A 15,939-nucleotide genomic window follows, 5' to 3' on the forward strand; every position below is an offset into this window, starting at 1 on the left:
TCTTACCGTGATCTACGTGTCCTATTGTTCCGATGTTTACATGTGGTTTGTTTCTTTGGAATTTAGCTTTTCCCATTTTATTTCTTCCTCCTTAAAATCCTAATTATTTTCTTTCTCCAATTATCTGTTCTTGAATGCTCTTAGGAACTTCTTCATAGTGATCGAACACCATGCTATAATTTCCTCTACCTTGTGTTCTTGATCTAAGTGTTGTAGAATAACCAAACATTGCTGATAGTGGAACGAAAGATCTTATTACTTGAGCTCCAGATTGAGCATCCATACCTTCAATTCTTCCTCTTCTACCATTAACGTCTCCCATTACATCACCCATATATTCATCAGGTACTACAATTTCAACCTTCATCATAGGCTCAAGGATTACTGGATCAGCTTTTGCCATAGCAGTTTTGAATGCCATAGATCCCGCAATTTTAAATGCCATTTCATTTGAGTCAACGTCATGGTATGAACCATCTACAAGCTTAACCTTAAAGTTTATAGTTGGGAATCCACCTAAAATACCACACTGTGCTGCTTCTCTTATACCATCATCAATTGGTTGAATATATTCTTTAGGAATTGATCCACCAACTACAGCATTTTCAAATACATATTCGCCTTCACTTGGTGACATTTCTATCCAACAATCACCATATTGTCCACGACCACCTGATTGCTTAATATAACGGCCTTCTGCTTTAACAGCTTTCCTAATAGTTTCTTTATAAGCAACTTGTGGCTTACCAACATTACAGGAAACGTTAAATTCTCTTGTAAGTCTATCAACTATTATTTCAAGATGTAACTCGCCCATACCTGATATAATTGTTTGACCAGTTTCTTGATCTGTATGAGTTTTAAATGTTGGATCCTCTTCTGCAAGTTTTCCTAATGCTACACCCATCTTTTCTTGATCTGCTTTTGTTTTAGGTTCTATAGCAACATCAATAACTGTTTGTGGGAATACCATGCTTTCAAGTATTATTGGATGATCTTCATCACACAATGTATCACCAGTACTAGTAGATTTAAGTCCAACGATTGCACCTATATCACCTGTTTCTAATTCATCAACATCTTCTCTATGGTTAGAATGCATTTTAACTAGTCGCGCAATTCTTTCCTTTTTACCTTTAGTAGAATTTAGTACATAAGTACCACTCTTCATTATTCCTGAGTAAACTCTTGTAAATGAAAGTCTTCCTACAAAAGGATCAGTTGCTATTTTAAATGCTAATGCTGACATTGGTTCATTATCGTCTGCATGTCTTACAGCCTCTTCACCTTCAAGTGTTTCACCCTTTATAGGTGGTATATCAAGTGGTGATGGCATATATGCAATTATTGCATCTAGCATTGGCTGAACACCTTTGTTTTTGTAAGATGATCCACAAACAACTGGTACAAACTTATTAGCACAAACACCTTTTCTAATTGCTGCATTTATTTCATCTTCAGTTATTTCTTCGCCTTCAAGAAATTTCATAGTTAAATCTTCATCTAACTCTGCAACTGACTCAAGCATTGAAGCTCTATATTCTGCTGCTTGTTCCTTCATATCTTCAGGTATTTCTGCTTCTTCCATTACTGTACCCAATTCATCTTTATAAATGATAGCTTCCATTTTGACAAGGTCAATTATTCCTAGAAAATGATCTTCCTTACCTATTGGTAGCTGTATTGGAACTGCATTAGCTTTAAGTCTATCTCTCATCATATTGATAGTTCTAAAAAAGTCAGCACCTAATATATCCATTTTGTTAATGTAAGCCATTCTTGGAACATTATACTTATCTGCCTGTCTCCATACGTTTTCAGATTGAGGTTCAACTCCACCTTTTGCATCATAAACAGCAACCGTTCCATCAAGAACTCTTAGTGATCTTTCAACCTCAACTGTGAAATCTACGTGTCCAGGTGTATCTATAATATTTATCTCATGTTCTTTCCAGTAACAAGTAGTTGCAGCAGACGTAATTGTTATACCTCTCTCCTGCTCTTGTACCATCCAATCCATTGTGGCAGCTCCTTCATGAACTTCCCCAATTTTATGAGTTTTACCTGTGTAAAATAATATACGTTCAGTTGTAGTTGTTTTACCTGCATCAATATGAGCCATTATCCCGATATTACGGAACTTTTCTAATGGATATTTTCTAGCCACGATAAATTCCTCCCCTCAGTTTGTAAACTAAATTTGACAAAACTGTTTTGGTTTTTTCCAAAACAGTTTTGTGATATTAATTAGTATCTGTAATGTGCAAATGCCTTATTAGCTTCTGCCATCTTATGAGTATCTTCTCTCTTCTTAACAGCAGCTCCAGTGTTGTTTGAAGCATCAAGAAGTTCTCCAGCAAGTCTGTCATTCATGTACTTCTCGCCTCTTTTTCTTGCTGCATCAAGCATCCATCTAATTCCTAATGTCTGTCTTCTTTCAGGTCTAACTTCGATAGGGACTTGATAAGTTGCTCCACCTATTCTTCTTGCCTTTACCTCAAGTAATGGCATTATGTTATTTAAAGCAGCTTCAAAAACTTCCATAGCTTCTTTACCTGACTTAGTAGCTATTGTTTCGAAGGCACCATAACATACTTTCTGTGCTGTTCCCTTTTTACCATCTTCCATTATACTGTTAATAAGTTTAGTGACAACCTTACTATTGTATATTGGATCTGCTAATACATCTCTCTTTGCAATATATCCTTTTCTTGGCACTTTTCTTCCCTCCTTAATAAATGTTTTAAGATCATCGGTACTCGACATCCCTGCCGCAAAGCGCTCTGTACTTCCGCAATTTTTTATAATATACTCATAACATTTCTACATACTATATATATAAATGCCGAAGCCATAGCACTAAGTTATTTGAAATTATTTTTGTTTTGGTCTCTTAGTACCATACTTTGACCTACTCTGCATTCTGTTAGCAACACCAGCGGTATCTAATGTACCTCTGACAATGTGATATCTAACACCTGGTAAGTCCTTAACTCTTCCACCTCTTATAAGAACAACACTATGCTCTTGTAGATTGTGGCCTACACCTGGAATATACGCAGTTACTTCATATCCGTTAGTAAGTCTAACCCTTGCAACTTTTCTCAAAGCTGAGTTAGGCTTCTTTGGAGTCTGAGTTTTAACTACAGTACAAACGCCTCTTTTTTGTGGGCACTCTTTAAGTGCTGGTGCAGTTGACTTAGTTAATGTTGTCTTTCTGCCTTTTCTTACCAATTGGTTGATAGTTGGCATACTTACACCTCCTTTTTTTTTCTTATACTATATATTAATTAGATATAAGCGTTTTTTAATTTGAAGCTACTCTAAAATTAGTGCTGTTGCTGCTCCTACATCAATACCACAGAGCTTTCCTAATTCTTTCATAGTTTCAACATAAGAAATTTCTACGGAATTCTCCATGGCCAACTTTTCAACGGAATTTACTAACTTAATGTCAGCATCTTTCGCAATATAAACAATTCTACCATCTCCATTTTTAATGGACTTAATAGTTTGCTTTATTCCTACTACTTTTTTTCCGCTAAGTCTATTCACCATAAATTGTTCCCCCTTATGAATATATATTATATAGAGAGTATTATAACACTCTCTATACAAATCACACGATTTATATTTTATCATCTCAGTGTTTCTATGTCAATGGATGATTTAAAAGCTTATACTTCTTCTGTGATAACATCTGCAACTTTAGGATCTTCAGTACTGATAGTTATATTCTTATATCTTGTTAGTCCAGTACCTGCAGGTATAAGTTTACCAATAATAACATTTTCTTTAAGTCCTACCAATGGATCAACTTTACCTTTGATTGCTGCATCTGTAAGAACTCTTGTTGTTTCTTGGAATGAAGCGGCAGACAAGAATGAATCTGTTGCTAATGCTGCTTTTGTTATTCCAAGAAGAGCAATTCTTCCTTTTGCAGCTTCTTTTCCTTCAGCTTCAGCGTTTTCATTTTGTTCATTAAATTCGAAAATATCAATCATAGTACCTGGTAATAACTCGGTATCTCCTGAATCTTCAATTTTAACTTTTCGTGTCATCTGTCTTACAACAACTTCTAGATGCTTATCATTTATATCAACACCTTGAAGTCTATAAACCTTTTGAACTTCTGAAAGCAGATAATTTTTAACAGCATTTGTTCCTTTAATCCTCAATATATCATGTGGATTAATAGAACCTTCTGTTATTTCATCTCCTGCTCCAATTATATCACCATCACCAACCTTAAGGCTAGAACCAAATGGTATATCATAACTAACTTCTTCTACGTCGTCATTTACAACATATATAACTCTTTTCTTCTTAGTGTCTTCAAATCTAACTTTTCCTGACACTTCACTTACTATAGCAAGACCTTTTGGCTTTCTTGCCTCAAATAGTTCCTCAACTCTAGGAAGACCTTGAGTTATATCTGATCCTGCAACACCACCAGTATGGAATGTTCTCATTGTAAGCTGAGTTCCTGGCTCACCTATGGATTGAGCCGCAACAATTCCTACTGCTTCTCCAATACCAATCTTCTGAGCCGTTCCCATATCCATGCCGTAACATTTTGCACAAACACCATATTTACAATCACATGTAAATACAGATCTAATCTTAACTTTTTTTACTCCTGCATTCTGTACTTTATCAGCCATATTATGACTCATATATACATCTCTAGGTACAATTACTTTCTTAGTTTTTGGATCAACTATATCCTCTGCACTATACCTACCTGCAAGTCTTTCATTTAACTGTTCGATTACTTCAGTTCCCTCTTTAATTTCAGAAACTTCAAAACCTTGTTTGTCACCACAATCATCAATTCTTATAATAACATCTTGTGATACATCAACAAGCCTTCTTGTAAGGTACCCTGAGTCAGCAGTTTTAAGTGCAGTATCAGCATTACCCTTTCTAGCTCCATGAGTTGAAATAAAGTACTCTAATACGTCAAGACCTTCTCTAAATGAAGCCTTAATTGGTTGCTCCAATATCTTACCTGATGGATTGGCCATAAGACCTCTCATACCAGCAAGTTGCTTAATTTGACTCTTTGAACCTCTGGCTCCTGAATCTGCCATCATGAATATAGGATTAAATCTATCCAAGTTATTCATAAGTGCATTTGCAACATCTTCAGTTGTCTTAGTCCAAATATCTATTACTCTTTCATATCTTTCTTCATCGGAAATATAACCTCTTCTAAACAGCTTCTCGATTTTGTCAACCGCAGTTTCTGCCTCAGAAAGTAGTCTCTTCTTATCTCCTGGTACAGTCATATCAGAAGTTGAAACTGTTATAGCTCCTATTGATGAATAATGATATCCTTTTGCTTTAATCTTATCAAGCATTGTTGATGTTTGAGTTGGTCCATGTTTTAAATAACATTTATCAATGATGATTCCTAAATTTTTCTTTCCAACTAGGAAATCTATCTCAAATTTAAATTGATTTTCTGGTAAACTTCTATCAATAAATCCCAAATCCTGTGGTATTGACTCATTGAATATAAGTTTTCCTGGTGTAGTACCTACGATTCTAGTTACTAATTCACCATCTACTTCCTTAACAAGTTTAACCTTAATCTTTGCATGTATATCTACTTCTCCAAGTTGATAAGCCATGATAACTTCATCTGGTGATGAAAATGCGTTTCCTTCACCAAGAACTCCATCTTTATCAATTGTTAAATAGTATGATCCTAGAACCATATCTTGAGTAGGTACACAAACTGGTTTACCATCTGATGGTTTTAATATGTTATGAGCTGCAAGCATTAAGAATCTTGCTTCTGCTTGTGCTTCAACAGATAAAGGCACATGAACTGCCATCTGATCACCATCAAAATCTGCATTATATGCTGTACATGCCAGTGGGTGCAATTTTATAGCTCTTCCCTCAACTAAAATAGGTTGGAATGCTTGAATTCCTAATCTATGTAGCGTAGGTGCACGATTTAGAAGAACTGGATGATCCTCAATTACTTCTTCTAATACATCCCATACTTGAGCCTGAACTCTTTCAACCATTCTCTTAGCACTTTTAATGTTATGAGCAACTCCGCTTTCAACTAGTTTCTTCATAACAAATGGTTTAAATAATTCTAAAGCCATTTCTTGTGGAAGTCCACATTGGTACATCTTAAGTTCTGGTCCAACAACTATAACAGAACGTCCAGAATAATCAACACGTTTTCCTAGAAGATTTTGTCTAAATCTTCCTTGTTTTCCTTTAAGCATATCTGAAAGAGATTTTAATGGTCTGTTACCAGGTCCTGTAACAGGTCTTCCCCTTCTTCCATTATCAATAAGAGCATCAACGGCTTCTTGAAGCATTCTCTTTTCATTTCTAACAATTATATTTGGAGCACCTAAATCTAATAATTTTTTAAGTCTGTTATTTCTATTAATAACCCTTCTATAAAGATCATTTAAGTCAGATGTGGCAAATCTTCCACCATCAAGCTGAACCATAGGTCTTAAATCAGGAGGAATAACAGGTATAACATCTATTATCATCCAATCAGGTCTGTTGCTTGATTTTCTAAATGACTCAACAACTTCAAGTCTTCTTATTATTCTAATTTTTTTCTGACCAGTACTTGTTTTGAAATCTTCCTTTAGTTCCACTGACAATTGCTCTAATTCTATGTCCTCAAGCAATCTTTTAACTGATTCAGCTCCCATACCAGCTTCAAAACTTTCTTCACCATACTTATCAATTGCTTCTCTATACTCTTTTTCATTTAATAACTGTTTTTTAAGTAAAGGTGTTTCCTTGGGTTCGAGTACTACATATGAAGCAAAATAAAGTATTTTTTCTAAAGCTCTTGGTGACATATCAAGTATTAAACCCATTCTTGATGGAATACCTTTAAAATACCAAATGTGTGAAACTGGAGCTGCAAGTTCTATATGCCCCATTCTTTCACGTCTAACTTTAGACTTTGTTACTTCAACACCACATCTGTCACATACTATACCTTTATACCTTACTCTCTTATACTTTCCACAATGACATTCCCAATCCTTCATTGGTCCGAATATTCTTTCACAGAATAATCCGTCCTTTTCAGGTTTTAATGTTCTATAGTTTATAGTTTCTGGTTTTTTTACCTCACCTCTAGACCATTCTCTAATCTTTTCTGGTGAAGCCAATCCAATTTGTAAAGCATCAAAATTATTCAATTCCAAGGGTACATCCTCCCTCCATAATTAGTGTTCATCATTAAAATCTTCTAGTTCTAACCCATTTTTTAAATCTTCTAGTGGCAAGTCTTCATAATCCAAATCTATGTCTTCATCAGCGTCATGTTCTTCAGGTTCAATATACTCTTCAGTAGGAACCGGCACAACACTATCTTCACTTGCCTCAATATTTACATCTAAATTTTCTAATTCTTCATCAACTGACTCTTTTAATTTGATTTCTTCATGATCATCCGTAAGCACTTTAACATCTAAGCATAATGCTTGTAATTCCTTTATAAGAACCTTAAACGCTTCTGGTATTCCTGGTTCAGGAATATTTTCACCTTTAACTATTGCTTCATAAGTCTTAACTCTTCCTACAACATCATCAGACTTAACTGTAACTATTTCTTGAAGTGTATGTGCCGCACCATATGCTTCAAGTGCCCAAATTTCCATCTCTCCAAATCTCTGTCCACCGAACTGTGCTTTTCCACCTAATGGTTGTTGTGTAACTAGTGAATATGGTCCAGTTGATCTAGCATGTATCTTATCATCAACTAGATGAGCTAGTTTTAGTATATACATATATCCAACTGTAACTCTATTATCAAAAGCTTCTCCAGTTCTACCATCATATAGCCATGTCTTTCCATCTTCATCATATCCTGCCTTTTTAAGGCATTCAACTATTTCAACTTCTGTGGCACCATCAAATACAGGTGTTGCTATGTGCCATCCAAGACGAGCAGATGCCCATCCAAGATGAACTTCAAGTACTTGACCTATATTCATACGAGAAGGAACGCCTAGTGGGTTTAAGCATATTTGAAGAGGTCTACCGTCTGGTAAAAATGGCATATCTTCTTCAGGTAATATTCTTGAAATAACACCCTTATTACCATGTCTTCCTGCCATCTTATCTCCAACAGATATTTTTCTCTTTTGTGCTATATAACATCTTACAAGTTCATTAACTCCTGGTGGCAATTCATCACCATTTTCCCTTGTAAAGACCTTGATATCAACTATTATGCCTGATTCTCCATGTGGTACTCTAAGTGATGTATCTCTAACTTCTCTTGCCTTTTCTCCAAAGATTGCTCTTAGAAGTCTTTCTTCTGCAGTTAGTTCAGTCTCTCCCTTAGGGGTAACCTTTCCTACTAGAATATCACCAGAACGTACTTCTGCTCCAATTCTAATTATTCCTCTTTCATCTATATCTTTAAGTGCATCATCACCTACATTAGGTATGTCTCTTGTAATTTCTTCAGGTCCCAGTTTTGTATCTCGGGCTTCAGCTTCATACTCAACTATGTGAATAGATGTAAATACATCTTCTCTAACAAGTTCTTCTGAAATAAGCATAGCATCTTCATAGTTATAACCTTCCCATGTAATGAAACCAATACGTATGTTTTTACCTAATGCTATCTCTCCTAAATCTGTTGAAGGTCCATCTGAAAGTACAGTACCAACCCCAACTTTTTCACCATTAACAACAATTGGTCTTTGATTTATACAAGTACCTTGGTTTGATCGCTTAAACTTTAGCAATCTGTAAATATCAACTGCTCCATTGTCGTCTCTTTTGACTCTAACTTCATTTGCACTTACATAGTTTACAACTCCAGCATGCTTTGCTTTAGGTAAAACTCCTGAATCAACCGCAGCTTTATACTCTATTCCAGTTCCCACTATTGGTGCTTGTGGTTTTAAAAGTGGTACGGCTTGACGTTGCATATTAGATCCCATAAGTGCACGACTTGCATCATCATTCTCAAGGAAAGGTATCATGGCTGTAGCAACTGATACCAATTGTCTTGAAGATACATCCATTAAGTCTACATCTGTATTTGGAACTATTAATATATCATCCATACTTCTTACCATTATTTTCTTATCAATGTAATGGCCAGTTTCATCTAATGGTTCATTTGCTTTGCATATTAAGTATTGATCTTCTTCATCTGCCGTAAAGTATCTTATTTCATTTAATACTCTAGCATTTTTCTTATCAACTAATCTATATGCACTCTCAATAAACCCATATTCATTTACCTTAGCATAAGTAGCTAAAGAGTTTATAAGTCCGATATTAGGACCTTCTGGAGTTTCTATTGGACACATTCTACCATAATGTGAATGATGAACATCTCTAACTTCAAAACCAGCTCTTTCTCTTGAAAGACCACCTGGTCCTAGTGCAGATAACCTTCTCTTATGAGTAAGTTCTGACAAAGGATTGGTCTGATCCATGAACTGAGAAAGTTGCGAGCTACCAAAAAATTCCTTAATAGCTGCGGCAACAGGTCTTATGTTTATAAGTGCCTGTGGAGTTATAATTTCTTGATCTTGGATGGTCATTCTTTCCTTAACTACTCTTTCCATTCTAGATAAACCTATTCTAAATTGGTTTTGAAGTAATTCCCCAACAGATCTAAGCCTTCTATTTCCTAGATGATCAATATCATCTACATTACCAACGGCATACGCTAATCCAAATTGATAACTTATTGTTCCATAAATATCATCTTTGATTATATGTTTTGGCACTAATTTATGAATATTCTTTTTAAGTTCTTCTTTTATTGATACCTCATCTGTAAAATTGTCTAAGATCTCTTTTAAAACTGGAAAATGAACCATTTCCCTAATATTAAGGTCACTTATATCAAACTTTACGAAATGACTGATCTTAACAAAATTATTGCCTATAACCCTAATAATTTTATCATCAACAATAATATCAACCCTATTAATGCCAATATTTTGTATTTCCATAGCCTTTTCTCTATCTATTCTCTCGTTTTTCTGAACAATTATTTCTCCTGTTTCACTATTAACAATGTCTTCAGCAGACACTCTATTAGCAATTCTCAGGTTTATAGCTAATTTTTTATTAAATTTATACCTACCAACTCTAGATAAATCATATCTCTTTGGATCGAAAAACAATGAGTCAATTAATGAAACCGCACTGTCTACTGTTGGTGGTTCTCCTGGTCTTAGCCTTTTATATATTTCTAGTAAAGCTTCTTCTTTAGTTTTTGTATTGTCTTTCTCGATAGTAGCCGTAAGTCTTTCTTCTTCTCCAAAGTAGCTTATAACATCAGCATCAGAACCAATTCCCATAGCTCTAGCTAATATTGTTATAGGCAATTTCCTTGTTTTATCGATTCTAACATAAACAACACCATTGCTGTCAGTTTCATATTCTAGCCATGCACCTCTGTTAGGTATTACAGTTGATGAAAAAAGTTTTTTACCAGTTTTATCTACTGAATAATCATAATAAACACCTGGTGATCTTACAAGTTGACTTACTATAACTCTCTCCGCACCATTGATTACGAAAGTCCCTTGCTCAGTCATTAGTGGGAAGTCTCCCATAAACACTTCCTGCTCCTTAACCTCACCCGTTTCTTTGTTAAGTAGTCTCACTTTAACCTTTAAAGGTGCTGCATATGTAGTATCTCTTTCCTTACATTCCTCTACATAATACTTGATGTTATCCATATCAAGCTTGTAGCCTACAAACTCCAGAACAAGATTACCTGTATAATCTTGAATTGGATTGATGTCATCAAAAATTTCCTCTAGTCCTTCTTTTAAGAACCAATCATAAGAGTCCAATTGAACCTCTATGAGGTTTGGCATCTTTCCAATTTCATGTTGCTTGGAAAAACTCATTCTTGTTCTTTTACCTACTTGGACAGGATGTACCATTAGCTTTCACCCCTTGTATAAACTAAAATAACCAAAAACGCACTTCAATCATGAAATTACATTTCTGGATTTTTACATTACTATTTGGTTAGTATAACCATAAATTTAACATTAATTCATATACTATAAATTATAGTAAAACATTTTGAAATAGTTCGTCGCATTTAAAAATGTTATCACATCTAGCAATTGATGTCAATACAATATTTGTTTTTTATTTTCTTTTATGGTTTTTGAAAAAAAAATGGCACTCAAAGAGTGCCATTAATTGAGAATTAATTATTTCAATTCAACTTTTGCGCCAGTTTCTTCGATTTTAGCTTTTAATGCTTCAGCTTCATCTTTAGCTACAGCTTCTTTAACAGTTTTTGGAGCTCCGTCAACTATTCCTTTAGCTTCTTTTAATCCTAGTCCTGTTATTTCTCTAACTACTTTTATAACTTTGATCTTGTTAGGGCCTGCTTCAAGTAATACTACATCAAATTCTGATTTTTCTTCTGCTTCAGGAGCAGCAGCTCCAGCTGCAGCTGCAGGAGCAGATGCACTAACGCCAAATTCTTCTTCACAAGCTTTTACTAATTCATTTAATTCTAAAACCGTCATACCTTTTATAGCTTCAATTATCTCTTCTCTTGTCATTTTTGGCACCTCCAAATATATTTGTTTTATTTTTTATTCGTTTGTTTCTGATTCTTTGCTGTCCTTAATTGCACTAATTAAATATGCAAACTTTGATATTGGAGCTTGGAAGCTTCCAAGAAGTTTTGCAATAAGAATCTCTTTTGATGGAACTGATGCAAGTTCTTTAATCTTGGCTTCATTATAAATTTCACCTTGAACTAGACCTGCTTTTAATTCTAACGCTTTATGTGTTTTTGCAAAGTCATTTAATATTCTTGCTGGAGCAGTAGGATCTTCATATCCTAAAGCAATTGCTATAGGTCCTTCAAGAAATTCAACTAATCCTTCAAGTCCTAATTCATTTGCAGCACGAGTTACTAATGAATTTTTATAAACCTTATATTCAACACCAGATTCTCTTAGTTGTTTTCTAAGATCAGTATCTTCACCAACTGTTAAACCTTGATATTTAACCATGATTACTGCTTGAGCTTTTTGTAATTTTTCTTTTATTTCAGAAACTTTTGTTTCTTTTAGTTTTCTTACATTACTTGCCATGTATCCACCTCCTCACAGTTAAAAAACTGCTATATTAAAAACTATGGTCTCTCCGCAGAGCGAAGAGACCATATGAATACTCATATATCGGAATCCTCGGTAGGTTGGTTTCCCGTTACGCCTAAGCACCTACTATCTACGGAGTGTTTACTTATTCAACTTCAAACATTATATCAGATACATATAAATATGTCAATATTAATCTAAAAGCCTTACTGGGTTTATCTTAATTCCAGGTCCCATAGTACTGCTTACTGCTACTGATTTAATATATTGACCTTTAGTAGCTGCTGGTTTTGCTTTAACTACTGCTTCTACTAAAGCACGATAATTTTCACCAAGTTTTTCTGCTCCAAATGAACTTCTTCCAATTGGCACATGAATTATTGATGTTTTATCAACTCTATATTCAACTTTACCTGCTTTTATATCTGATAAAGCTCTAGTTAAGTCAAAAGTAACTGTACCTGATTTTGGATTTGGCATTAAACCCTTTGGTCCAAGTACTCTACCAAGTCTACCAACTACACCCATCATATCCGGAGTAGCTACAACTACATCAAAATCAAACCAATTTTCTTTTTGAATTTTTTCAGCTAATTCTTCAGCTCCAACATATTCTGCACCTGCTGCTTCTGCTTCTTTAGCCTTCTCGCCTTTAGCAAATACTAAAACTTTAACTTTTTTTCCTGTTCCATGAGGCAACACTACTGCTCCTCTAACTTGTTGGTCTGCATGTCTTGGATCAACTCCAAGTCTCATAGCAAGTTCTATTGTTTCATCAAATTTAGCTTTAGAAGTTTTAACTACAAGCTCCATTGCTTCAGTTGATGTATATAAAACGTTTCTATCAACAAGCTTTGCACTCTCAATATAATTCTTTCCCATAATAAATCCTCCTTTGTGGTATTAACGGTTTTGACCTCCCACTGAATTGTAAACTATTCTGTTACTTCTACGCCCATGCTTCTTGCTGTTCCAGCAATCATTTTCATTGCAGTTTCTACTGAACCTGCATTCAAGTCTGGCATTTTTGTTTCAGCAATTTCTTTAAGTTGTTCTTTAGTTATTTTTCCAACTTTTGTTCTGTTAGGAATACCTGATCCACTTTCAATTCCAACTGCTTTTTTTATTAATACAGCTGCTGGAGGAGTCTTTAGTATAAAACTAAATGATCTATCCTGATAAACTGTAATTACAACTGGTATAGTAAGTCCTGCTTGACCTGCAGTCTTAGCATTGTACTCTTTACAGAATGCCATAATGTTTACACCATGTTGTCCAAGTGCTGGTCCAACTGGTGGTGCTGGAGTAGCTTTTCCTGCAGGAAGTTGAAGTTTTATCAATCCTACTACTTTTTTAGCCATGATTTACACCTCCTATAGTAATGTGGTTCAATCTAAAATTTCACCACTTGTTAAGACTTTCGTCTTATTGATTATCTTAATCCAATTTTTGTACTTGATTAAAATCAAGCTCAACAGGTGTTTCCCTGCCAAACATATCAACCAAACCTTTAATTCTTCTTTTTTCTGTGTTAATCTCTTGCACTAAAGCAATTTGATTTTCTAAAGGTCCTGCTATTACCTTAACACTCTCACCAATTTCAATATCAATACTAATAGGGTTTTCAGCAATACCCATGGAATAAACTTCCTCATCAGTAAGTGGAACTGGTTTAGATCCTGGTCCAACGAATCCAGTTACTCCTCTGGTATTTCTAACAACATACCAAGAATCATCGGTCATTATCATTTTTATTAGAACATATCCAGGAAATACTTTTTTAAGGGTAACCTTTTTCTTGCCATCTTTTTCTTCAATTTCTTCTTCCATAGGAACCTGAATGTCATGAATCAAATCATGGAGTTCTCGATTGTCAATTGTCTTCTCTATATTAGCTTTTACTTTATTTTCGTAACCTGAGTAAGTATGTACTACATACCATCTAGCTTTTTCTCCCATATCATTGGTTTCAGGATGAACTCCTAAACCCATAGCCTCCTTTTATACCTCATTTAAAGATCACCTTAAAGAGGTTATCAAAGCCAAAATCTAAAATCGCAATTATTACAATATAAATCGCACTGAATACAGTAACTGAAATAGTTGCTTTTTTAGCTCCTGCTTTAGACGGCCACGTAATCCTATGAGTTTCTGCCATAAGCTCTTTAAAAAAATTAGCTAACCCTTTTGATGGTGATTCCTTCATCTCTTCAATTTTCCCATTAACAGTCATTTTATTCACATCCTACAAAAATAATTAAACTAGTAGGTCCTAACTATTTTGTTTCTTTATGAAGTGTATGTTTGCGGCAGAAAGGACAGTATTTTCTCATTTCAAGTCTGTCTGGATTGTTCTTTTTACTTTTCATTGTATTATAATTTCTTTGTTTGCACTCTGTACATGCTAAAGTTACTTTAACTCTCACAATCTACACCTCCCAGTTTTCGCGCCTTATACATTATATAAGTGTCTTAAACACATGTTACCTAAATAATTTATCATAGTTAAGTATTTGTGTCAACAAATATATTAATTATATAATACGAAATATTAGTCAATTTATATACTTTCAAAAGGACTAAGTCTAAGCCTAGCCCTTAATAATCAAATTATTTAGTTATAGAAGTAACAACGCCTGATCCAACTGTTCTTCCGCCTTCTCTGATAGCGAATCTTAAGTTTTCTGTCATAGCTACTGGGTTGATTAACTCAACTTTCATATCTATGTGATCTCCTGGCATTACCATTTCCATTCCTTCTGGTAATTTGATTGATCCTGTTACATCTGTTGTTCTGAAATAAAATTGTGGTCTATATCCGTCAAAGAATGGTGTGTGTCTTCCGCCTTCTTCTTTCTTCAATACATACACTTGACCTACAAAACTTGTATGTGGTGTTATTGAACCCGGTTTTGCAAGTACTTGACCTCTTTCGATGTCATCTCTTTGTATTCCTCTTAGTAATGCTCCTATATTATCTCCTGCCATTGCTTCGTCAAGAAGTTTTCTGAACATTTCTACTCCTGTTACTGTTGTCTTGCCTGTTTCTTCTTTTAACCCTACGATTTCTACTTCGTCTCCTACATGTAGAACTCCACTATCTACTCTTCCTGTTGCAACTGTTCCTCTTCCTGTGATAGTAAATACATCTTCTACTGGCATCAAGAATGGTTTGTCTGTTGCTCTTACTGGTGTTGGTATAAAGCTATCTACCGCATCCATTAAGTCAAATATTGGCTTAGTTGCTACTGCATCTGTTGGATTTTCTAATGCTTTTAATGCACTTCCTACGATGATTGGTGTATCATCTCCTGGGAATCCATATTCGCTTAGTAATTCTCTTACTTCCATTTCAACTAATTCTATTAATTCTTCGTCATCTACCATGTCTGCTTTGTTTAAGAATACTACTATATGTTGTACTCCAACTCTACTTGCAAGCAAGATATGTTCTCTTGTCTGTGGCATTGGACCATCTGCTGCACTTACTACTAGTATTGCTCCATCCATTTGTGCTGCTCCTGTTATCATGTTCTTTACATAATCAGCATGTCCTGGACAGTCTACGTGTGCATAATGTCTATTATCTGTTTCATATTCAACGTGTGCTGTGTTGATTGTTATTCCTCTTTCTTTCTCTTCTGGTGCTTTATCTATTTCTGCATAATTTGTTGCTACTGCTCCGCCCTTTTGTGCTAAAACAGTTGTTATTGCTGCTGTTAATGTTGTCTTACCGTGATCTACGTGTCCTATTGTTCCGATGTTTACATGTGGTTTGTTTCTTTGGAATTTAGCTTTTCCCATTTTATTTCTTCCTCCTTAA

The 15,939-nt window shown here is 34.8% G+C and carries 14 protein-coding genes and 1 other annotated feature; all 14 genes read right to left on the reverse strand.

Annotation, left to right across the window (positions count from 1 at the left end; all coding sequences use genetic code 11):
- Positions 1–103: 103 nt before the first annotated feature.
- On the reverse strand, positions 104–2,167 hold the full coding sequence (gene fusA / locus BR66_RS0114950) for an elongation factor G (RefSeq protein ID WP_026883623.1): 2,064 nt from the start codon (positions 2,165–2,167) through the stop codon (positions 104–106).
- 80 nt (positions 2,168–2,247) lie between these two features.
- Positions 2,248–2,718, reverse strand: a complete 471-nt coding sequence (gene rpsG, locus BR66_RS0114955; RefSeq protein ID WP_026883624.1) for a 30S ribosomal protein S7 — start codon at positions 2,716–2,718, stop codon at positions 2,248–2,250.
- A 156-nt stretch (positions 2,719–2,874) separates the two neighbouring features.
- Entirely contained in the window at positions 2,875–3,252 is a 378-nt protein-coding gene (rpsL, locus tag BR66_RS0114960) for a 30S ribosomal protein S12 (protein ID WP_026883625.1), read from the reverse strand.
- A 66-nt stretch (positions 3,253–3,318) separates the two neighbouring features.
- Positions 3,319–3,558, reverse strand: coding sequence for a ribosomal L7Ae/L30e/S12e/Gadd45 family protein (locus tag BR66_RS0114965; protein WP_026883626.1), 240 nt, complete (start codon positions 3,556–3,558; stop codon positions 3,319–3,321).
- Positions 3,559–3,677: 119 nt separating this feature from the next.
- Positions 3,678–7,205 carry a DNA-directed RNA polymerase subunit beta' gene (rpoC, locus tag BR66_RS0114970; protein WP_026883627.1) on the reverse strand — a complete coding sequence of 1,176 codons (3,528 nt, stop codon included), beginning with the start codon at positions 7,203–7,205 and terminating at the stop codon, positions 3,678–3,680.
- A gap of 21 nt (positions 7,206–7,226) precedes the next feature.
- Entirely contained in the window at positions 7,227–10,931 is a 3,705-nt protein-coding gene (rpoB, locus tag BR66_RS0114975; RefSeq protein ID WP_026883628.1) for a DNA-directed RNA polymerase subunit beta, read from the reverse strand.
- Positions 10,932–11,210: 279 nt separating this feature from the next.
- Positions 11,211–11,570: a 50S ribosomal protein L7/L12 gene (gene rplL, locus BR66_RS0114980; protein ID WP_026883629.1), complete on the reverse strand. Its 360-nt coding sequence runs from the start codon at positions 11,568–11,570 to the stop codon at positions 11,211–11,213.
- A gap of 33 nt (positions 11,571–11,603) precedes the next feature.
- Positions 11,604–12,110, reverse strand: a complete 507-nt coding sequence (rplJ, locus tag BR66_RS0114985) for a 50S ribosomal protein L10 (RefSeq protein WP_026883630.1) — start codon at positions 12,108–12,110, stop codon at positions 11,604–11,606.
- Between the two features lie 31 nt (positions 12,111–12,141).
- Positions 12,142–12,270 (reverse strand) — a sequence feature (ribosomal protein L10 leader region).
- A 38-nt stretch (positions 12,271–12,308) separates the two neighbouring features.
- A complete protein-coding gene (gene rplA, locus BR66_RS0114990; protein ID WP_026883631.1) occupies positions 12,309–12,998 on the reverse strand; it encodes a 50S ribosomal protein L1 in 690 nt (229 codons plus the stop codon).
- A 53-nt stretch (positions 12,999–13,051) separates the two neighbouring features.
- Positions 13,052–13,477: a 50S ribosomal protein L11 gene (gene rplK / locus BR66_RS0114995; RefSeq protein WP_026883632.1), complete on the reverse strand. Its 426-nt coding sequence runs from the start codon at positions 13,475–13,477 to the stop codon at positions 13,052–13,054.
- A 76-nt stretch (positions 13,478–13,553) separates the two neighbouring features.
- Entirely contained in the window at positions 13,554–14,075 is a 522-nt protein-coding gene (nusG, locus tag BR66_RS0115000) for a transcription termination/antitermination protein NusG (protein ID WP_026883633.1), read from the reverse strand.
- A gap of 49 nt (positions 14,076–14,124) precedes the next feature.
- On the reverse strand, positions 14,125–14,349 hold the full coding sequence (gene secE, locus BR66_RS0115005) for a preprotein translocase subunit SecE (RefSeq protein ID WP_035796395.1): 225 nt from the start codon (positions 14,347–14,349) through the stop codon (positions 14,125–14,127).
- Between the two features lie 43 nt (positions 14,350–14,392).
- Positions 14,393–14,542 (reverse strand): 50S ribosomal protein L33, encoded by a 150-nt coding sequence (rpmG, locus tag BR66_RS0115010; protein WP_026883635.1) that lies wholly within the window; start codon positions 14,540–14,542, stop codon positions 14,393–14,395.
- A 184-nt stretch (positions 14,543–14,726) separates the two neighbouring features.
- Positions 14,727–15,920: an elongation factor Tu gene (gene tuf / locus BR66_RS0115015; protein WP_026883287.1), complete on the reverse strand. Its 1,194-nt coding sequence runs from the start codon at positions 15,918–15,920 to the stop codon at positions 14,727–14,729.
- Between the last annotated feature and the right edge of the window lie 19 nt (positions 15,921–15,939).

Origin of the sequence: Clostridium akagii DSM 12554, assembly GCF_000686725.1 — a bacterium.
Lineage (GTDB): Bacteria > Bacillota > Clostridia > Clostridiales > Clostridiaceae > Clostridium_I > Clostridium_I akagii.

Coding starts and splice junctions, on each gene's coding strand:
- rplJ (WP_026883630.1), bottom strand. CDS start 12,110: ATGGCAAGTAATGTAAGAAAACTAAAAGAAACAAAAGTTTCTGAAATA.
- rplA (WP_026883631.1), bottom strand. CDS start 12,998: ATGGGAAAGAATTATATTGAGAGTGCAAAGCTTGTTGATAGAAACGTT.
- rpoB (WP_026883628.1), bottom strand. CDS start 10,931: ATGGTACATCCTGTCCAAGTAGGTAAAAGAACAAGAATGAGTTTTTCC.
- secE (WP_035796395.1), bottom strand. CDS start 14,349: ATGACTGTTAATGGGAAAATTGAAGAGATGAAGGAATCACCATCAAAA.
- rplK (WP_026883632.1), bottom strand. CDS start 13,477: ATGGCTAAAAAAGTAGTAGGATTGATAAAACTTCAACTTCCTGCAGGA.
- nusG (WP_026883633.1), bottom strand. CDS start 14,075: ATGGGAGAAAAAGCTAGATGGTATGTAGTACATACTTACTCAGGTTAC.
- tuf (WP_026883287.1), bottom strand. CDS start 15,920: ATGGGAAAAGCTAAATTCCAAAGAAACAAACCACATGTAAACATCGGA.
- rplL (WP_026883629.1), bottom strand. CDS start 11,570: ATGACAAGAGAAGAGATAATTGAAGCTATAAAAGGTATGACGGTTTTA.
- rpsL (WP_026883625.1), bottom strand. CDS start 3,252: ATGCCAACTATCAACCAATTGGTAAGAAAAGGCAGAAAGACAACATTA.
- BR66_RS0114965 (WP_026883626.1), bottom strand. CDS start 3,558: ATGGTGAATAGACTTAGCGGAAAAAAAGTAGTAGGAATAAAGCAAACT.